This is a genomic window from Nocardioides sp. Z13_37 (genome assembly GCF_058355585.1).
Window position 1 is genome coordinate 123,930 of sequence record NZ_JBZGDV010000009.1, and the last position, 18,618, is coordinate 142,547.

At 73.0% G+C, this 18,618-nt stretch carries 19 protein-coding genes; 12 read left to right on the forward strand and 7 right to left on the reverse strand.

The window, feature by feature from the left end:
• Positions 1-31 precede the first annotated feature (31 nt).
• Positions 32-1,078, forward strand: coding sequence for a uroporphyrinogen decarboxylase (gene hemE, locus AC4H2S_RS19095; RefSeq protein WP_491498565.1), 1,047 nt, complete (start codon positions 32-34; stop codon positions 1,076-1,078).
• Here hemE and AC4H2S_RS19100 read toward each other — a convergent pair.
• Complete coding sequence (locus tag AC4H2S_RS19100) at positions 1,039-2,022, reverse strand: LysR family transcriptional regulator (RefSeq protein ID WP_491498566.1); 984 nt, start codon at positions 2,020-2,022, stop codon at positions 1,039-1,041. The two genes, hemE and AC4H2S_RS19100, sit on opposite strands and share 40 nt — an antisense overlap.
• A gap of 281 nt (positions 2,023-2,303) precedes the next feature.
• Here AC4H2S_RS19100 and AC4H2S_RS19105 point away from each other — a divergent pair, with 281 nt between their 5' ends.
• From AC4H2S_RS19105 to AC4H2S_RS19130, 6 genes are all read left to right on the forward strand, one after another.
• Entirely contained in the window at positions 2,304-3,446 is a 1,143-nt protein-coding gene (locus tag AC4H2S_RS19105) for an LLM class flavin-dependent oxidoreductase (RefSeq protein WP_491498567.1), read from the forward strand.
• Entirely contained in the window at positions 3,443-3,964 is a 522-nt protein-coding gene (locus AC4H2S_RS19110; RefSeq protein ID WP_491498568.1) for an NADPH-dependent FMN reductase, read from the forward strand. Before AC4H2S_RS19105 ends, AC4H2S_RS19110 begins: the two co-directional genes overlap by 4 nt.
• A complete protein-coding gene (locus tag AC4H2S_RS19115; RefSeq protein WP_491498569.1) occupies positions 3,961-4,584 on the forward strand; it encodes a flavin reductase family protein in 624 nt (207 codons plus the stop codon). The genes AC4H2S_RS19110 and AC4H2S_RS19115 overlap by 4 nt, the downstream gene beginning before the upstream one ends.
• 208 nt (positions 4,585-4,792) lie before the next feature.
• Complete coding sequence (locus AC4H2S_RS19120) at positions 4,793-5,794, forward strand: AI-2E family transporter (RefSeq protein WP_491498570.1); 1,002 nt, start codon at positions 4,793-4,795, stop codon at positions 5,792-5,794.
• Positions 5,795-5,844: 50 nt separating this feature from the next.
• Positions 5,845-6,204 carry a YidH family protein gene (locus AC4H2S_RS19125; protein ID WP_491498571.1) on the forward strand — a complete coding sequence of 120 codons (360 nt, stop codon included), beginning with the start codon at positions 5,845-5,847 and terminating at the stop codon, positions 6,202-6,204.
• 26 nt (positions 6,205-6,230) lie between these two features.
• A complete protein-coding gene (locus AC4H2S_RS19130; RefSeq protein ID WP_491498572.1) occupies positions 6,231-6,575 on the forward strand; it encodes a DUF202 domain-containing protein in 345 nt (114 codons plus the stop codon).
• Positions 6,576-6,597: 22 nt separating this feature from the next.
• Here the strand turns inward: AC4H2S_RS19130 and AC4H2S_RS19135 are convergent, their stop codons facing one another.
• Positions 6,598-7,611, reverse strand: a complete 1,014-nt coding sequence (locus tag AC4H2S_RS19135; protein ID WP_491498573.1) for an NYN domain-containing protein — start codon at positions 7,609-7,611, stop codon at positions 6,598-6,600.
• 54 nt (positions 7,612-7,665) lie between these two features.
• On the opposite strand from AC4H2S_RS19135, the gene hemG reads away from it, so the two are divergent.
• The 3 genes from hemG to AC4H2S_RS19150 are packed head-to-tail and all read left to right on the forward strand — an operon-like array spanning position 7,666 to position 10,632.
• Entirely contained in the window at positions 7,666-9,018 is a 1,353-nt protein-coding gene (gene hemG / locus AC4H2S_RS19140; RefSeq protein ID WP_491498574.1) for a protoporphyrinogen oxidase, read from the forward strand.
• 4 nt (positions 9,019-9,022) lie between these two features.
• Positions 9,023-9,745, forward strand: a complete 723-nt coding sequence (gene hemQ / locus AC4H2S_RS19145; protein ID WP_491498575.1) for a hydrogen peroxide-dependent heme synthase — start codon at positions 9,023-9,025, stop codon at positions 9,743-9,745.
• Between the two features lie 38 nt (positions 9,746-9,783).
• The gene (locus AC4H2S_RS19150) at positions 9,784-10,632 is read left to right on the forward strand and encodes a hypothetical protein (protein ID WP_491498576.1); all 849 of its coding nucleotides are present in this window, start codon (positions 9,784-9,786) and stop codon (positions 10,630-10,632) included.
• Between the two features lie 2 nt (positions 10,633-10,634).
• Here the strand turns inward: AC4H2S_RS19150 and msrB are convergent, their stop codons facing one another.
• Complete coding sequence (gene msrB, locus AC4H2S_RS19155; RefSeq protein WP_491498577.1) at positions 10,635-11,033, reverse strand: peptide-methionine (R)-S-oxide reductase MsrB; 399 nt, start codon at positions 11,031-11,033, stop codon at positions 10,635-10,637.
• Positions 11,034-11,084: 51 nt separating this feature from the next.
• On the opposite strand from msrB, the gene AC4H2S_RS19160 reads away from it, so the two are divergent.
• Positions 11,085-12,167 carry a DNA polymerase domain-containing protein gene (locus AC4H2S_RS19160; RefSeq protein WP_491498578.1) on the forward strand — a complete coding sequence of 361 codons (1,083 nt, stop codon included), beginning with the start codon at positions 11,085-11,087 and terminating at the stop codon, positions 12,165-12,167.
• A 6-nt stretch (positions 12,168-12,173) separates the two neighbouring features.
• Here the strand turns inward: AC4H2S_RS19160 and AC4H2S_RS19165 are convergent, their stop codons facing one another.
• Both AC4H2S_RS19165 and AC4H2S_RS19170 read right to left on the reverse strand, forming a co-directional pair.
• Positions 12,174-12,557: an aromatic ring-opening dioxygenase LigA gene (locus AC4H2S_RS19165; protein WP_491498579.1), complete on the reverse strand. Its 384-nt coding sequence runs from the start codon at positions 12,555-12,557 to the stop codon at positions 12,174-12,176.
• A 144-nt stretch (positions 12,558-12,701) separates the two neighbouring features.
• The gene (locus AC4H2S_RS19170) at positions 12,702-15,458 is read right to left on the reverse strand and encodes a stealth conserved region 3 domain-containing protein (RefSeq protein WP_491498580.1); all 2,757 of its coding nucleotides are present in this window, start codon (positions 15,456-15,458) and stop codon (positions 12,702-12,704) included.
• A 108-nt stretch (positions 15,459-15,566) separates the two neighbouring features.
• Here AC4H2S_RS19170 and AC4H2S_RS19175 point away from each other — a divergent pair, with 108 nt between their 5' ends.
• Positions 15,567-16,676: a hypothetical protein gene (locus AC4H2S_RS19175; RefSeq protein ID WP_491498581.1), complete on the forward strand. Its 1,110-nt coding sequence runs from the start codon at positions 15,567-15,569 to the stop codon at positions 16,674-16,676.
• A 192-nt stretch (positions 16,677-16,868) separates the two neighbouring features.
• On the opposite strand, the gene AC4H2S_RS19180 is transcribed toward AC4H2S_RS19175, so the two are convergent.
• Both AC4H2S_RS19180 and AC4H2S_RS19185 read right to left on the reverse strand, forming a co-directional pair.
• The gene (locus AC4H2S_RS19180; RefSeq protein ID WP_491498582.1) at positions 16,869-17,477 is read right to left on the reverse strand and encodes a hypothetical protein; all 609 of its coding nucleotides are present in this window, start codon (positions 17,475-17,477) and stop codon (positions 16,869-16,871) included.
• Positions 17,474-18,595: an ATP-dependent DNA ligase gene (locus tag AC4H2S_RS19185; RefSeq protein ID WP_491498583.1), complete on the reverse strand. Its 1,122-nt coding sequence runs from the start codon at positions 18,593-18,595 to the stop codon at positions 17,474-17,476. Before AC4H2S_RS19185 ends, AC4H2S_RS19180 begins: the two co-directional genes overlap by 4 nt.
• Positions 18,596-18,618 lie beyond the last annotated feature (23 nt).

Here is an 18,618-nt window from a genome sequence, read left to right on the forward strand (position 1 = left end):
GCCACGCCGCCTGACCTGCGAGAATTCAGGGGTGACCGACGCCCCCCGCACGCCCCATCCCGGACTGGCCCGGAGCCCTTTCCTCGCGGCTGCGCGCGGAGAGGTGCCGTCCCACACCCCGGTCTGGTACATGCGGCAGGCGGGTCGGTCGCTGCCGGAGTACCTCAAGGTGCGCGAGGGCATCGGGATGCTCGAGTCGTGCATGGACGCCGACCTCGTCACCGAGATCACCCTGCAGCCCGTGCGCCGCTACGGCGTCGACGCCGCGATCTTCTTCTCCGACATCGTGCTGCCGCTCAAGGCGGTCGGGGTCGACCTCGACATCGTGCCCGGTGTCGGTCCGGTCGTCGCCTCGCCGGTGCGCACGCTCGCCGACGTCGAGGCGATCCCCGACCTGACCGTCGAGCACGTCCCCTTCATCGTGCGCGCCGTGCGCCAGCTCGTCGCCGAGCTCGGCGCGACGCCGCTCATCGGCTTCGCGGGGGCGCCCTTCACGGTCGCCTCCTACCTGGTCGAGGGCGGTCCGTCGAAGGAGCACGCGAAGACCAAGGCGATGATGTTCGGCGCGCCCGACGTCTGGGACGCGCTGATGCGCAAGATCTCCGGGATCGCCGCGGCCTACCTCCGCATCCAGGTGCAGGCCGGTGCGTCGGCGGTCCAGCTCTTCGACTCGTGGGCGGGCGCCCTCACCCCGACCGACTACCGCGCCTCGGTGATGCCGCACTCCCGGCGGGTGCTCGCGGCCGCCGGCGAGCTCGGTGTGCCGCGCATCCACTTCGGCGTCGGCACGAGCAACCTGCTGGGGCTGATGGGGGAGGCCGGCGCCGACGTGGTCGGCGTGGACTGGCGTACGCCGCTGGAGCAGGCGATCCCCCTCGTCGGCGACCGGGCGGTGCAGGGCAACCTCGACCCGACGCTGGTCTTCGCCCCCACCGAGGTGATGACGGCACGGGCGGCGGAGATCGTCGAGGCGGGTCGCCGCGCCAAGGGCCACATCTTCAACCTCGGCCACGGGGTCATCCCGTCCACCGACCCCGGTCAGCTCACGGCGCTGACCGACTTCGTGCACGGCTGCTGAATCGGCGTCACCGGGGTCAGGTCCGCCGCCGGCGGCTCGAGCGACGCCAGGTAGGCCCGGGCCTGCCGCACCAGCGCCTGCTGCAGGTCGCGCAGCGGCTCGGGCACGCGCTCGGCCCGCCGACGCATCATCAGGAGCGTGACCGTCGTCTGGTCGGTCTCGATGGGCCGGGTGGTGAGCACGCCGGCCCTCACGAGCGGGTCGGCGACGATCGAGAAGTCGGGGAGCACCGAGATCCCGAGCCCGGCAGCCACCATCGCCTTGCCCATCTCGGCGCCGTCCGTGGCGTAGGTCGTGCGGGGCAGCGTGCCGGCGAACAGGCGGTGGGCATAGCGGTGCATGACGAAGCCGGGCCGCATCAGCACGTGCGGCTCGGCGCGCAGGTCGTCGACGGTGACACGATCCTGGGCGGCCAGCGGGTGGCCCACGGGCAGGCAGGCGACCGGGGTGCCCTCGAGGAGGCGGTCGGCGACGAGCGTGGGCGGCACCTCGTCGCCCGGAAGCACGTTGACGAGCCCGAGGTCGAGGGAGCCTTCGGCCAGGCCCTGGTGGATGTCGGCCTGGCGCCCGTTGACCACCTCGACGCCTCCGGAGCCGTGCCGCGCGTGGAGGTCGCGCAGGGCCGGGGCGAGCAGGCTAGACGAGGCGGTGTTGACCGTCCCGATGCGGAGGTCGCGCCGGCGTACGGACTGCTGGCCCGCGGCCTGGCGCAGGCGGTCGACGGCCTCGAGGACCTCCGCCATGTTCTGGAGCAGGTCGAGGCCCTGCCGGCTGATCCGCGAGCCGGTGCGGCGCCGGTCGAGCAGCGTCGTGCCCAGCTCCTTCTCGAGCTTGGTCACGGCCTCGCTCAGGGCCGGCTGGGAGATGTGCATGGCCTCGCTCGCGCGGCGCAGCGAACCGTGCTCGGTCACCGCGGCGAGGTACTCCAGCTGTTCGATCCGCACGCTCTGCTCCTACCGGTGGTTCCCGGTCGCCCCGGGGGTCTTCCCTAAAGTCTAGTGAATAACTATACAAAATGGTGGGACCGCCACTCGCGACCCGGCACATTCCGGACCGTGGGCACGATCCGTGCACGCAGCCGCCTGCCACCCCCTCGACATTGTCGAGCAGTGTGGGTCCGCCGGATCCCGGGGGCCGCTGCTACTTTGTCTACAAGATCGATAAAGATAGTCGGGAGATGGCGGTCCACTGCGACCGGCGCCGAGCCCCCTGCGAGAGGATCGACATGAAGTTCCACTGGTTCCTGCCCACCAACGGCGGCGACGGCCGGCAGGTCGTCAGCGGCGGCCACGGCGTCTCCCACGGCTCGGGCGGCCGCCCCGCGAGCGTCGCCTACCTCGGGCAGATCGCCCGCAGCGCCGAGCAGCTCGGGTTCGAGGCGGCGCTCACCCCGACCGGCGCCTGGTGCGAGGACGCCTGGCTGACCACCGCGATGCTCGCTCCGCTCTCGGAGCGGCTGAGGTTCCTCGTGGCGTTCCGTCCCGGCATGACCTCGCCCACCCTCGCCGCCCAGATGGCCGCCACCTTCCAGAGCCTCTCCGGCGGTCGGCTCATGCTCAACGTCGTCACCGGCGGCGAGTCGCGCGAGCAGCGCGCCTACGGCGACTTCCTCGACAAGGACGCCCGCTACGAGCGGTGCGAGGAGTTCCTCGAGATCGTCCGCCGACTGTGGACCGGCGAGCAGGTCACCTTCGCCGGGCGCCACCTCCGCGTGGAGCAGGCGCAGCTCCAGCAGCTCCCCGACCCCGTCCCCGAGGTCTACTTCGGCGGCTCCTCGCCCGCCGCCGGACTCGTCGCCGCGAAGCACGCGGACGTCTATCTCACGTGGGGCGAGCCGCCGGCCGCCGTGGCGAGGAAGATCGCCTGGATCCGCGAGCTCGCCGAGAAGCAGGGCCGCGAGCTGCGGTTCGGCATCCGGATGCACACCATCAACCGCGACACCTCCGAGGAGGCGTGGGCCGAGGCGGACCGGTTGCTCGAGGGCATCGACGACGCGGAGATCCGCCGGGTCCAGGAGGGCCTGAGGCAGTCGGAGTCGGTCGGGCAGCAGAACATGCTGGCCCTCAACAACGGCTCGCGCGAGGGGCTCGAGATCCACCCCAACGTGTGGGCAGGCATCGGCCTGGTCCGCGGCGGGGCGGGCACTGCGCTCGTCGGCAGCCACGAGGAGGTCGCGGACCGGATCGAGGAGTACGCCGCGCTGGGCATCGAGGAGTTCGTGCTCTCCGCCTACCCGCACCTCGAGGGCGCCTACCACTTCGGTGAAGGCGTGCTGCCCGTGCTGGAGCGGCGCGGCCTGTGGACCAACCCCGCGCCGGTGAGCTCCCCGGCGGCGGTGCCCTTCGGCGCGCAGCGGGCCGCCTCGTGAGCGCCCGGGTCGCCGTGGTCGTCGGCAACCCCACGCCTCGCTCGCGCACCCACGCGTCCGCGCTCGCCCTCGCCGACCGGCTCGGGGGCGCCGACCTGGTGGTGGACCTCGCCGACCACGCGTCCGAGCTCTTCGACCCGGCGGCGGCGCGTGTCGCCGACCTGGTCGAGGCCGTGGCAGGCAGCCTCGTGGTCGTCGTCGCCAGCCCCACCTACAAGGCGACCTACACCGGCCTCCTCAAGGCGTTCCTCGACCGCTTCCCCCACCAGGGTCTGGGGGGCGTGACCGCGATCCCCCTGATGCTCGGCGCCTCCCCGGCGCACTCGCTCGCGACCGAGCACTCCCTCCGCCCGCTCCTCGTCGAGCTCGGCGCGTCGGTGCCGACCCGCGGCCTCTACGTCCTCGACTCCGAGCACGACCGTGCCGAGACCTACGACGCCTGGTTCGCGACCGCGCAGCAGCTGCTGCCGACCCTCCCCGCCCCGACCGCCCACGCCCTGGAAGTGAGCCCCGCATGACCGCGTCCACCAGCTCCGGCCCCGCTCGGGTCCCCACCTTCGACCAGCGCACACTGCGCGACGCCTTCGGCGCCTTCCCCTCCGGGGTCGTCGCCGTGGCGGCGTCGGTGAAGGGCCACCTCGCCGGCATCGCCGCGTCCTCGTTCACCTCAGTGAGCATCGACCCCCCGCTCGTCTCGTTCTCCATCGCCGTGACGAGCTCCACCTGGCCGCAGCTGCGCGAGGCCGGGCGCCTGGGCATCAGCGTGCTGGCCGACCACCACGACGCCGTGTGCCGCCAGCTCGCCGGGCCCCGCGAGGAGCGCTTCGCCGGCCTGCCCTTCCGGGTCACCGGCAACGGCGCCGTGCTGCTCGACGAGGCGGTGGCGACCTACGACTGCTCCGTCCACGAGGAGGTCGTCGCCGGCGACCACGTCATCGTGCTCCTCGAGGTGCACGAGGTCGGCGGCGGCGACGGCGAGCACCCGCTCGTCTTCCACCGCTCCGCCTTCGCCAAGCTGCACCGCGACGACCTCGACCCGACCCGCCTCGACGGCCGGATCAACGGCGCCGAGGTGGACCGCGGTGCCGGGCCGGAGGCCGGCGACGCGCCGCACGGCGACGCGGAGGACGCGGCCTGAGCGCGGCGCGCCGCCTGACCCGGGGCAGGCGTATCGTCGATCGCGGTAGGGGGCCCGCCGCGACCGGCGTCGGTGGACCCGATTCTCGTGGAGCCGGACCAGTCCCGGGACGTCACGACGCCCCGACGGAGGAGTCCCCGTGCCGACGTCACCAGCCGCAGAGTCCCGCCCCGAACCACGATCGCGAGGACTGCCGCGAGGACTGATCGTGCTGCTGGGGCTGGCGGCGGCGTTCATGGTGATCTCCGGCATGCGCGCCTCGGCGAGCCTGATCGGGTCCGCCTTCCTCGCCCTGGTCCTCACGATCGCGGTGCATCCGCTGCGGGTGCGGCTCGAGCGCCACCTGTGGGGCTGGGTGAGCACCACGCTGTGTGTGCTGCTGGTCGCCGCCATCGTCGTCGGGCTGGCGCTGTCGATCGCGGTCGCCGTCGCCAGGTTCGCGACCCTGCTGCCGCGCTACAAGGACGACGCCAACGGCGTCGTCTCGGACGCGATGGGGGTCCTGGAGCGGGCTGGTGTCTCGACCGAGCAGATCAGGAACGTCCTCGACGGCCTCGACCTGGACAAGCTCGTGGGCGTGGCCACCGATGCCCTGGGCGACGCCTACGGGCTGGTCTCGGGACTGGTCCTCCTCCTCGCGCTGGTGATGTTCATGATCGTCGACGCCACGTCCTTCTCACGCCAGATCGGCGCCGTCGCCACGCAGCGTCCCGACCTGGTCGCCGCGCTCCGCAGCTTCGCCCGCGACACCCGCCGCTACCTCCTGGTCTCCACGGCGTTCGGCCTGATCGCGGCCGTCCTCGACACCATCGCCCTGGAGCTCCTCGACGTCCCGGCGCCGCTGGTGTGGGGGCTGCTGGCCTTCCTGACCAGCTACATCCCCCACATCGGGTTCGTCATCGGACTGGTGCCGCCGGCCGTGCTGGCCCTGCTCGAGGGGGGCCCGGGCCTGCTGCTGGCGGTGGTGGGGGTCTACCTGGCGGTCAACTTCGTCATCGGCTCGGTGATCCATCCACGCGTCGTCGGCAACTCCGTCGGGCTGACCTCCACGCTGACCTTCCTCTCCCTGATCTTCTGGGCGGGTGTGATCGGTCCCATCGGCGCCATCCTGGCCGTCCCGCTCTCGATCCTGGTGCGCTCGCTCCTCGTCGACGCCGACCCGGCCAACCGGTGGCTGACACCGCTGGTGGCCAACCGCGATCCCGGCTAGTGCCCCGCTGGGCGCGAGCAGCCGGCACGCGGATGGGCCACACTGGACGGATGCGCGACAGGAGCCAGCGCCCGCGGTGGGTCTACGGCGAGGGCGAGGACCCGGAGTACAGCGCCAGCCTGGCCAACGAGCGGACCTTCCTGGCCTGGATCCGCACGGCGCTGGCACTCCTCGCCGGCGGGGTCGCCCTCGACGTGGTGGACCTGTCCATCCCCTCGGGCGCCCAGCGCGCCATCGCTCTGTCGCTGATCGTCCTCGCCCTGGTCGCTGCGGCAGTGACGTGGTTGCGGTGGGCGATGGCGGAGCGGTCCATGCGCCGTGGCGAGTCCCTGCCGCCGTTCGGGTTCGGGGCGCTGCTCGGCCTGGTGATCGTCGCGGTGTGCGCCGTCCTCCTCGCCCTGTTGTGGTGATGAGTGGTGACGGTGAGGGCATCGCCATGACGAGCACGGCCCGCCCCGGCGACGGGACGCCTCGTCGCCTCGCGCGCAAGAAGGACGACATCAAGACCACGCTGGCGTGGGAGCGCACGGCGATGGCCCTGCTGGTGGTGGCCGTCGCGACCGCCCGCCACACGTGGTCGCTCCTGGGTGCCGCCGCGATGCTTCCGGTCGCCGGCCTGACCGTCATCGTGGTGTGGGTCCTGGCCGAGGGGTGGCGCCGCTACGACGACGACCGCCGGGACCGCCGCCACTACCGCGCCATCGGCGGGCCGACCTTCGTGCTCGCCGCGACGACCGCCCTGATCGCGGCCACCGAGCTGGTGCACCTGATCGCCCGGTGAGATCGCTCGGTGACCGGAGAGGTCAGGACCGCTTCGCCGCCGCCCGCCTCGCGGTCGTCTTCACCGTCGCCTTCACGGTCGGGGTCTCGGTCGCCTGCTGGGTGTCCTGCTGGGTGTCCTTCTGGGTGTCCTTCTGGGTGTCCTTGTCGGCGGGCGGCTGCGCGCTCGTCTTCGCCGCCGCCGACTTCTTCGCCGCCGACCTGCGCCCCGCCGGCTTCTGGGCACCCTTGTCGGCCGGCTTCTGGACTGTCTTCTGGACTGTCCTCTGGGCCGGCTTCTGGGCCGCGGGCTTGTGCCCCTTGAGCCGGACCAGCATGGCGTTCCCCGTGCCCGAGGTCTCGAGGTAGGGCTGGGCGGTGACCAGGGTGCTCAGCCGTGCTCCCGGTCCGGCGAAGTTGCGCGCGTCGAACGACGGGTGGGTCCGGATCAGCTGGTTGCCCAAGGCCGGCAGCAGCGCCCAGCCGTCGTCGTCGGAGACGGCGTTGACCGCCCGGGTCAGCGCGCTCTGCAGGTTGATCGAGGGGGTGGAGCTCTCGGCGGCGTCGTCGGACTCGTCGGCGACGGAGTCGGAGTCCTCGTCCTCCTCCTGCCGGTCGGCGATCACCGCCAGGTCGATGAACTTGTCGCAGGCGTTGCGCAGCGACTCCGGCGCCTTGCTCTCGCCGAGCACGTAGACCCTCTTGCCCGACTCGCGCAGCCGGTGCGCCAGGCTGGTGAAGTCGCTGTCGCTCGTGACCAGCGCGAACGCCTCGACATTGCCGTCGTAGAGCAGGTCCATCGCGTCGATGACCAGCGCGAGGTCGGTGGAGTTCTTGCCCGAGGTGTAGGCGTTCTGGTGCATCGCGCGCAGACCGAGACGGTTGAGCTTGCGCGACCACTGCGTGAGGTGGGGGTTGGTCCAGTCGCCGTAGACCCGCCGGATCGTCGGGTCGCCATACTTCGCGACCTCGCCCAGCACCTCGTCGGCGTAGGCGGGCCGGGTGTTGTCGGCGTCGATCATGACCGCGACCCGGTCGGCGGCTGAGTGGGAGTCCATGTGCGCAGCCTAGGTCCCCGGGAGGGCGCGGGGCGGCTCTGGCAGGCTGGGGGTGTGAGGCGCGACGCTGTGGTGGTGGGTGGCGGGATCGCCGGACTGGTGGCCGCGCGAGGCCTGGCCGCGACCGGTCGCGACGTGCTGCTCCTCGAGGGCTCGCCGCAGGTCGGCGGCAAGCTCCGCAGCGCCGAGGTCGCCGGGCTCACCGTCGACGTCGGCGCCGAGGCGATGCTCGCCCGGCGCCCGGAGGGGCTGGCGCTCGCCGAGGAGGTCGGCGCGCACGTGGTGCACCCGACCCCGGCCACGTCTGCGGTCTGGTCGCGCGGAGCCCTGCGCCCGATGCCGCGCTCGCTGATGGGCGTCCCCTTCGACCTCGACCAGCTCGCCGCCAGCGGTGTGCTCAGCCCGGAGGGCCTGGCCAGGGCGAGCGCCGAGACCGACACGCCCGTCACCGCCGCCGACGTCTCCGTCGGCGACCTCGTGGCCGCGCGTCTGGGCGACGAGCTCGTCGACCGGCTCGTCGAGCCGCTGCTCGGCGGGGTGTACGCCGGTCACGCGCGCGACCTGTCGGCGGCCGCCGCCGTGCCGCAGCTGCTCGCCATGGCGCGGCGCGGGAGCCTGCTCGAGCAGGCCGCCGCGGTGCCCGCCTCCGTCGCGCCGGTCTTCGCCGCGCTGCCCGGGGGGATGGGCCGGCTGCCCGCGCTCGTCGTCGCCGGCGGCGGATTCGAGGTGCGCACCTCGGCCACCGTCCGCGCCCTGCGGCGTACGCCGTCGGGCTGGGCGCTGACCGTCGGTCCGACCACGACCGCCGAGACCATCGAGGCCGACGCCGTCGTCGTCGCCACGCCGGCCACGCCCGCCGCCCGTCTGCTCGGCCAGGTGCTGCCCGACGCCGCCGCGGAGCTCGGCGCCGTCGAGGCCGCCAGTGTCGCCGTGGTGACCCTCGCCTTCCGCGCCCGGGACGTCCCGGACGCCCTGTTCGACCGCTCCGGCTTCCTCGTGCCGCCGGTCGAGCGGCGCGCCATCAAGGCCTCGACCTTCTCCTTCGCCAAGTGGGCGTGGGTGCGCGAGCTCGACCCGGACCTCGTGGTGCTCCGCACCTCGCTCGGTCGCCACCGGGAGGAGGCGACGCTGCAGGCCGGTGACGACGACCTGGTGCGGGTGTCCCTCGCCGACCTGGCCGCGATGACCGGCATCGCGGCCCGGCCCGTCGACACGCACGTGCAGCGGTGGGGCGGGGCGCTGCCGCAGTACGCCGTCGGTCACCTCGATCGCGTCGCCCGCATCCGCGCGGCGCTCGCCGGGCAGCCGGGGCTCGGCGTCTGCGGGGCGGCGTACGACGGCGTCGGCATCCCCGCCGTGATCGGGTCGGCCCGGCGGGCCGTGGCCTCGGTCACACGGGCAGAATGAGGCCATGAGCACCGAGTCGACCGAGCCGCAGACCAACGCCGCCCGCACGCGGGACCTCAACGACACGATCCGCTACACGATGTGGTCGGTCTTCAGGCTGCGCGACGTCCTCGGCGACGACGCCGACCGTGCCGCCGAGGCGACCGACGTGCAGGCCCTGTTCGAGGTGCTCGCCGAGCAGGACGTGGTCGTGCGCGGGCTCTACGACGTCAGCGGGCTGCGAGCCGACGCCGACCTGATGGTGTGGTGGCACGCCCCCGACTCCCAGCAGCTGCAGGGCGCCTACAACGCCTTCCGGCGCACCGCCTTCGGCAGCCGCCTGGAGCCGGTCTGGTCGCAGATGGCCCTGCACCGTCCCGCGGAGTTCAACAAGTCGCACATCCCGGCGTTCCTCGCCGACGAGGAGCCGCGGGCGCACGTGTGCGTCTACCCGTTCGTCCGCTCCTACGAGTGGTACCTCCTCGACGACTCCGAGCGTCGTCGCATGCTCTCCCAGCACGGCCAGCAGGCCCGCGGCTACGCCGACGTGCGCGCCAACACGGTCGCGTCCTTCGCGCTCGGCGACTACGAGTGGATGCTGGCCTTCGAGGCCGACGAGCTGCACCGGATCGTCGACCTGATGCGCGACCTGCGCGCCTCCGACGCGCGCCGCCACGTGCGCGAGGAGGTGCCGTTCTACACCGGCGCCCGCGTGACGCCGGCCGAGCTGCTCGACCGCCTGCCCTGAGCCCGGAACGGCTCCGGACGCAGTAGCGTCGGAGGATCATGAGGATCCTCGCCGCTGCCGCCGTGCTGACCGTCCTGGGCGTCGCCACCGCCTGCTCCACCGAGGCCGAGATGCGGGCCGTCGACTCCGCCGGGTCGGGCGACTCCCCGCCGGCATCGTCCGAGGGGCCGCCGACGCCGGTGCCCGACGGGGAGGTGCGCACCCGCGGGCTGGTGACCGTGCTCGACTCCGGTGGCGGACCCGAGCTCTGCCTGGGTGTGGTCGCCGAGTCCTACCCGCCGCAGTGCGGCGGCCCAACGCTGGAGGGTTTCGAGTGGGGTGACGTCGGCGCGGAGGAGGCCGGCGGCGTGACGTGGGGCCAGTACTCCCTCACCGGCACCTTCGACGGCACGACCTTCACCGTCACCGACGCGGTCCCGGCGGCGCTCTACGACCCGATGGGCGAGGTCGAGGCCGTCGCCGGCGGGCTCGAGCCGGCCTGCGACGACGCCACCACGACCGACCCGGCCAAGGCCACCCCGCAGGACATGGACGCCACCCTAGCCGCGGCCTCCGCGCTGCCGACGTACGCCAGCGCGTGGCTGAGCAACGGCACGATCAGCGTCGCGGTCACCGGCGACGCCGAGGCCGCCGAGGCCGAGCTGCGCACGACCTGGGGCGGGCTGCTCTGCGTGACCACCGTCGAGCGCACCGATGCCGACCTCAACACCATCAGCCAGGAGCTCCAGGCCGCGCTCGGCGAGCAGCTGCTCACCAGCGGGTCGACCGCGCCCGACTCGCTCGACGCGGACGTCGTCTTCGACGACGGCTCGATCCAGGCGTGGGCGGACGAGACCTACGGCGCGGGCCTGGTGAAGGTCACCTCGGCGCTGCAGCCGGCCGACTGAGGCTACTTCTTCTCGTTGAGCGAGATGCTGATCGAGTTGATGCAGTAGCGGTCACCGGTGGGCGTGCCGAAGCCGTCGGGGAAGACGTGGCCGAGGTGCGAGCCGCAGCTCGCGCAGCGGACCTCCACGCGCTTCATGCCGTGGGAGGTGTCCTCGATGTACTCGACCGTGTCGGTCATCGGCTGGTAGAAGCTCGGCCAGCCGCAGCCGGAGTGGAACTTGGTGTCGCTGGTGAACAGCTCCGACCCGCACGCCTTGCAGGAGTAGGTGCCCTCGGTCTCGGTGTCGGTGTACTCGCCGGTGAACGCGCGCTCGGTGCCGGCCTGTCGCAGCACGGCGTACTCCTCGGGGGTCAGCTCCTCGCGCCACTGCTCGTCGGTCTTCTGCACGTCATAGGCCATGGCTCGAGTCTACGGAGGCGATCCAGCGTCTCGGACCGCTAGGTTGGGGGGATGGCGAAGGCGTCGGAGGCGTACGTCCGGGCGGGGGAGCGCGAGGTCAGGATCTCCTCGCCGGACCGGGTCATCTACGAGGCGACCGACCGCACCCCGGCGGTCACCAAGCTGATGGTCGCCGAGTACGTCACGAGCGTCGAGGAGGGCCTGATGCGGGCCCTGCGGGACCGGCCGACGGCGCTCGAGCGGTGGACCTCAGGCGTCCGCCCCGGCATGAAGCTGGCCACCGGTCCGCAGGACCGCGACGCCGACGCGTTCTACCAGAAGCGGGTGCCGAAGGGTGCTCCCGACTATCTGGAGACGGTGGGCATCACCTTCCCCTCGGGGCGGACCGCCCAGGAGATCTGCCCGACGGAGATCGCGGTGCCCGTGTGGTGCGCGCAGATGGGTGCGCTGACCTTCCACCCCTGGCCGGTGCGGCGCGACGACGTCGACCACCCCGACGAGCTGCGGATCGACCTCGACCCCCAGCCCGGCACGTCGTTCGCCGACGCGGTGCGGGTCGCCGGTGTCGCCCGTGAGCTGCTCACCGACCTCGGGATGTCGGGCTTCGCGAAGACCTCGGGCAACCGCGGCGTCCACGTCTACGTCCGGATCGAGCCCCGGTGGGACTTCGCCGAGGTGCGGCACGCCGCCATCGCCTTCGGTCGCGAGCTGGAGAAGCGCGACGACGGCGTGACGACCGCGTGGTGGAAGGAGGAGCGCGGGGAGCGGATCTTCGTGGACTTCAACCAGAACACCCGCGACCGCACCATCGCCTCGGCCTACTCGCTGCGCCCGCTGCCCGGCGCCCCGGTCTCGACCCCGGTGGCGTGGGACGAGCTGGCCACGCTCACCTCGCCGTCCGAGCTCAACCTCTTCTCGGTGCCCTCACGCCTCGCCGTCGACGGCGACCCGTGGGCGTCGATCGACGACGTCCACCACTCCCTCCAGCCGCTGCTCGACCTGTGGGAGGAGCACCCGGTCGAGCTCAACTTCCCGCCCGACCACCCGAAGATGCCCGGTGAGCCGCCGCGGGTGCAGCCGTCGAAGAAGGTCGAGGCGCACTGGGACGCCGACGGCAACCGGATCGCCGACTGAGGGCGTTCACACCCTCTCCGCCGGGGCGCGGAGCGCGGCCCCGATGAGCGCCAGCACGATGCCGAGCACGAACGCCATGGCGGCGACCCCGAACGCGACGACCGACGTGAACAGCGAGGCCTGGAGGAACGCCGAGTCCATGGCGACGTCACGGTTGGGGTCCTCGCGGTCGAGCTCGGCATAGGTCTTGCCGCCGGTGATCTCCAGGGTGTGCTTGTCGATCACCCTGGCCTGGCAGTAGGCCGAGAACGGGCCGTTCACCCCGTCTCCCGCCGCACACGAGGCGTCGTCGGCGACGGTGATCTTCTGGTCGGCCAAGGTCGTGGACACCACGACCCAGACCACGACCCCGGCGATCGCCATCACGACCCCGACGATGATGGATGTCAACGCTGCAACCTTGCGCATGAGCCTGCTCCCCTCGAGCCGGGCCGGCGCTCGGCGCCGACGGCGCGTGCATCTGCACGCCCGACCAGCGTGGCCCTGGCAGCGACGAGGTGCAACCCCGGTGAGCGTCGGTGCGCCGTCGCCCTCCTAGGACCTCTCCCACGGTGCGGGGATCGGGAAGTACTGCTCCAGGAAGTCGTGCAGCAGCGCGTCGGCGCGCTCCTCGTCGAAGGCGGCGAGGAGGTTGTCGGCGATGCAGAAGAAGTCGCGGTCGCGCCTGAGCATCTGCGTGAGCTGCGCCGGCAGCTGCTGGTGGCCGAGGTCGACGTAGCCGTGGTGGGCACCGGCGCGGAACGCCTGCCCGGTGATCAGGCCGTAGCTCTGCGCGAAGGACGACAGCAGCGAGAGGTCGCTCGACGAGCGGAACGGCGCGTGCGTGGTGCGGTCCACCTCCTCGGGGAAGCGGGCGGCGATCTCCTCCAGCGTCGTACGCCGCTGCGGGTGCGGGCTGTGCATCATCGTGTGGGTCAGCGCCACGCCGAAGGCCTCGGCGAGCACGCGGCGGTTGTTGTGAGCGGCGGTGAGGTAGGGGCGGTCGTCGGTGCCGCTGAGCCCGACGGCGCGGTGCTCGGCGACGAAGGCGGCGTAGTGCCCGCCGGGGGAGAAGAAGTGTTCGCGGCGTCGCGGGCGGCCCAGGAAGACGTCGTCGTTGACGTAGACGAAGTGGTCGGCGAGGTCGGGCACGGCGTGGAGCCGGGTCTCGATCGCGTGCGAGCTGAACGTCGGCAGCGCCGAGGCGGGCAGGATCTCGCGGTGGTCGACGACCCGCACCCGTTCGTGGTCCGTGTCGAGCCACGACGGCACCTGCCCGGCGGTGACGAGGTGGATGCGTCGCACCCACGGCGCGAAGAGGTGGATGCTGCGCATGGAGTAGCGCAGCTCGTCGCGGCTGCGGTAGCGCGAGGCGCCGCCGGCGCGGTCGCTCGGGGTGCCGCCGAGCTCGCGGATCCGCGCGTCGCGGGCGCGGAGCCAGGCCTCGTCGTCGCCGTCGACCCACGTGTAGACGACGTCGACGTCGAAGCGGCAGTCGTCGACCGTCGGCAGCGCCATCACCTCGAGGGTCGGCACCTCGACGTCCTCGACCCTGGTCGTGGTGCGTGGGGTGCATGCCGGCACGCGGTCGCCGTAGCGGTTGGGCCCGGGCGCGAGCAGGTCGCCGTCGGGCGTCTCCTCCCAGAACTGCGCGCCCACCTCCACGCCCTCGGCGAGCAGGCCGTCGTGGCCGCCGCGCATCGGCCACGGCTCGAGGAGGAGCGTGGCCGTGCGGGTGCGGGCGAGCTCGTCGGTCATCGCCGCCACCGTGCCGCGCCGCTCGGGCCAGCCCCGCTCGGCGGGGTCACGCACCGACAGCCAGTCGGGCACCGACCCCGCGGCCAGGGCGGCGAGGAAGGCGCCGCGCCGCGAGGAGGGGACGACGACCACGGGATGGGGGTCGAGGCCGCGCGCGGGCACCACGAACCACCCGTCGCCGGTCGCCGCTGCTGCGGCGGTGAGCGCCCGCAGCGCCGTCGTACGCGCCTGGGCGGGGGTGACGCCGGCGGCGCCGGAGGTCTCGGGCAGGTCGCCCAGCGGCCCGGGGCGCAGGCCGTGCAGCACCCGGCGTGGGGCGAGCGGGTCGGCGCGGCGGGCGAGGGCGGTGCGGAACGTCTCGACCCAGCGGCGGGCGAGCACCTCGCCGTCCCAGCCGCGGGAGCGCTCGAGGGCGGCGGCACCGAGGCGGCTGCGCAGGGCGTCGTCGGCGGCGACCCGCAGCATCGCGGCGGCCAGCGCCGCCTTGGACGCCGGCGGCACCAGGAGCCCGTCGACGTCGTGGGTGATCATCTCGCGGGGGCCGGAGGGGCAGTCGTAGGTGACGGCCGGCACGCCGGCCGACATCGCCTCCTGGAGGACGAGGGGGTAGCCCTCGCCGCGCGAGGCCAGGACGGCCACGCTCGCGTGTGCCCACTCGGCGGCGAGGTCGTCGGTCGAGCCGGGCAGGCGCACCCGGTCCTCGAGGCCGAGCTTGCGCACCTGCGCGGCGAGGTTGTCGGCGCGGGGACCGTCGCCCCAGATCGTGAGGGTCCAGCCCGGCACCTGCTCGTGGATGCGCCAGAAGGCGTCGACGACGTGCTCGAACTGCTTCTCCGGCGCGAGGCGGCCGGCCGTGACGAAGGTCCGCTGGTCGAGCGCCGAGCGCGGCTGGGGGGCCGCGGGCAGCGGGTTGGGGATCACCTGGAGCTCGGGCGCGGCCCCGCCGAGCCGGCCGGCGAGCCAGCGCGACATCGACTCGGTGAGCGAGACCACCACGTCGGCCCGCGGGGCGAACTGCAGCAGCGCGCCGAGGTCGTTGACCCGGCTCGACGACGCCCGGTGCTCCTGGTGCACCAGCGCCACGTCGGCGGGCGCGAGCTGGGCGACGACGGCCAGCAGCTCGGGGGTCGTGGTGACCAGGACGTCGGCGTCGACGCCGCCGAGCGCCTCGCGCATCGTCGCGTCGGTCAGCCCGTTGTAGAGGGCGTCCCAGCTGCGGGGCACGATCGTCGACTCGCGCTGCGCCAGCTCGGCCGGGTGGTCGCCGGAGACGGCCACCGGCCGCTCACGGCGTACGTCGACGAGGTAGGTGACCTCGAGCCCGTCGGCCAGCGGGTAGTGGGTCGAGTCGCCGCTCCGCGTGACGCTGAGGATCCGGACCCGGTGGCCCTCGCCGAGGCGGTGGAGGGCGTTGGCCTGCTCGATGCCCGAGCGGGCGGTGCCGCCCATGCCGTCGGCGTTGAAGAGGACGTAGACGACGTCGAGCGGGCCGTCGCGGCGCACCCGGCGCATCGCCGAGCGCACCTTCCCGCCGAGCCTGTCGGTGAGTGCCACGTGTCGTCAGTCCCGTTCTCGAGGTGTGCGGCGGAGCGGTCGCGACGATCCTAGAGGCCGCCCCGGTCGGCGCGCGGGGAGCGTGCCCCCGGCCGATAGGGTGAGCGCATGCCGACGTCCCCCGCCCAGCCGGGCACCCCGCTGGTGCTGGTCTCCGGATCCGGTCGCAGCGGCACCAGCTCGCTCGCCGGCACGCTGAAGCGACTCGGCCTCCACGTGCCGCAGCCCGAGGTGGAGGCGTCGGAGACCAACCCGCGCGGGTTCTACGAGCCGCAGTGGGTCATCGACTTCCACAAGCGGCACCTCAGGGAGCTCGCGCTCTTCAACATCGACAGCCGCCCGGCGGCCGTCGACATCGTCGCCCGCTACGTCGAGACCGGCGTGCCCAGCAAGGAGCTCCACGAGTGGCTCTCGGGCCAGCTCGCCGAGCGCCGGCCGGGCGAGCAGATCGTGGTCAAGGACCCGCACGCGTTCTGGTTCGCGCAGGTGTGGGAGGTCGTCAGCGCCGAGCTCGGCACCGACCTGCGGTGGCTCACCGCGCTGCGGCACCCCGCCGAGGTCGTCGGCTCGCGCGACATCGCCTACCTGTCCAGCCAGTCCGACGACCTGCGGCTGACGAAGGAGACCTCCAACGTCGCCGGCTGGGTGCACGCCGCCCTGCTCACCGAGCAGGCCGGCCGCGGCTCCAAGCGGGCCTTCGTGAAGTACGTCGACCTGCTCGACGACTGGCGCGCGGCGCTCGAGCCGGTGCAGGAGCAGCTCCAGCTCACCTTCAACACCGACCTCTCGGCCCCGCCCGACGAGCGCGAGCACCACTCGGTCGACGACTTCATCGAGCCGTCGATGCGCAAGTCGCAGCTCACCTGGGACGACGTCCGCACGCCCGACTGGCTGCGCGACATGGCCGAGGAGGTCTGGCAGCTGCTCGGCGTGCTGACCACCAGCCCCCACGACGCCGACACGCTGGCGGCGCTCGACCGGATCCACGCCGACTACAACGCCCGCTACGCCGACGCCGTCGCGCTGACCTTCGACCACACCAAGGCCGAGTCGACCCTCGCCGGTCGGCAGGCGCGCGCGGCCCAGCGCGCCACCGTGCAGCAGCTGCGGCGCGACCTCGAGCAGGCCCGCCGCGGGCAGCACCCCACGGTCGGCGGCCGGGAGGCGGCCGCCATCCTGCGCCGCGCCGTCGTACGCCGCGTCACCCGCCGCGGCTGACGGTGGAAGGGCAGTCGAGTCGGCGCGTCCTGACACCGGTCGGCCGTCGAGTCGGCGCGTCCTGACAGGCGCAGGCTGTCGAGTCGGCGCGTCCTGACAGATAGTCGGTCAGGATGAACCGACTCGGCGCTCCTGGGGCGTCAGGATGCGCCGACTCGACCTTGTTTGGGCGTCAGGACGAGCCGACTCGGCTCAGACGCCGGTGACGCCCTCGCCGGCGCCGGAGGCCTGCTCGTCGAAGTTCTCGTGCTCGATGAGGTGGAGGACGGGGACGCCGAGCTTGCGGCGGGCGCGCGAGGTCCAGTCGACGTGGAAGAACTCCGCGACCACGTGCGGGCGGGTCAGGATGATGGCCTCGCGGGCGTCGACCGCCGCCGCGAGCGCGGCGAGCGCGTCGACGGGAGGCTCGGAGGTGACCTTGCCGGTCGCCTTGCCGCCGGCCTGGTGCAGCGCCGTGAGCGTCTTCTGCAGCTCCGAGGAGGACTGCTCCTCGCACTCGCGACGCAGCGCGTCGATGTCGACGTCGTTCATCGCCATGGCCGGGGCGGCCATCAGGTCGCCGGCGCCCAGGGTGCCGAGGGAGGCCTCGATGCGCGCCGCGGCGTCCTCCAGCGGCAGCAGCACGTGGTAGACGACGGTGTCCTCGATCTCGCTGTGCAGCGAGCGCACCTGCCGAGCGTCGCCCGGCGTGAGCGCCTGCTCGACGAGCAGCACGACGTCGTAGGTGCCCTGCCCGTCGTGGATCGAGTCGTGGGTGCGCTCGGCGGGGTCGTCGGTCGGGTGGTCGGTGTGGTCGGTCATGACTCGTCTCCGGGTTGGGTGCTGAGGATCCTGGTGAGGTCGTAGCCCGCGGGCTCCTCGAGCTGGGCATAGCCGCAGCTCTCCGGGTCGCGGTCGGGCCGCCACCGCTTGAAGTGGGCCGTGTGCCGGAAGCGCCGACCCTCCATGTGGTCGTACTTCACCTCCAGGACCCGCTCGGGGCGCAGCGCAGTGAAGCCGAGGTCCTTGCCGGCGCTCCACCGGCTCTGGGTGCCGGGCACGCGGTCGGGGTTGGCGGTGAGGAACTCGTTCCACCGGCCCCACGGGTGGTCGGCGACGTCGCACACGAGGGGCTGGAGCTCGTGCCAGAGCTCGGCGCGCCGCGCGGCGGTGAAGCTGGCCGAGACGCCGATGTGCTGCAGCTGGCCGTCGTCGTCGTGGAGCCCGAGCAGCAGCGAGCCGATCAGCGGCTCCTCGGGCGTGGACGTCTTGTGCTCGCGATAGCCGGCGAGCACGACGTCGGCGGTGCGCTCGTGCTTGATCTTGAGCATGGTGCGCTTGTGGGGCTCGTAGGGCGCGCCCAGCGGCTTGGCGACCACGCCGTCGAGCCCTGCGCCCTCGAACTCCTCGAACCATCGCTCGGCCACGGCGCGGTCCTCGGTGGTGCGGCTGAGGAAGCACGGCCCGGTCCCGTCGAGGTGGCCGAGCGCGTCGACGAGCGCGGCACGGCGCTCGGCGAACGGCCGGTCCAGCAGCGACTCGTCGCCCAGCGCGAGCAGGTCGAAGGCCACGAAGCCGGCGGGCGTCTCGACCGCGAGCCTGTCGACGCGGCTGGCGGCGGGGTGGATGCGCTCCTGCAGGATCTCGAACTCCAGGCGCCAGCCCTCGGGGCCCTGCAGGCCGACGAAGATCTCGCCGTCGAGCACGACGCGGTCGGGCAGCTGGCGGCGTACGGCCTCGACGACCTCGGGGAAGTAGCGGGTGAGGGGCTTGGTGTTGCGGCTGGCGAGCTCGACCTCGTCGCCGTCCTTGAAGACCAGGCAGCGGAAGCCGTCCCACTTCGGCTCGAAGCTCAGGCCGCCGTGCTTGGCGGGGTCCGGCACGCCGCTCACGCTCTTGGCGAGCATCGGCTGCACCGGAGGCATGACGGGGAGGTCCACACGGCGAGCCTAGTGGGACGCCG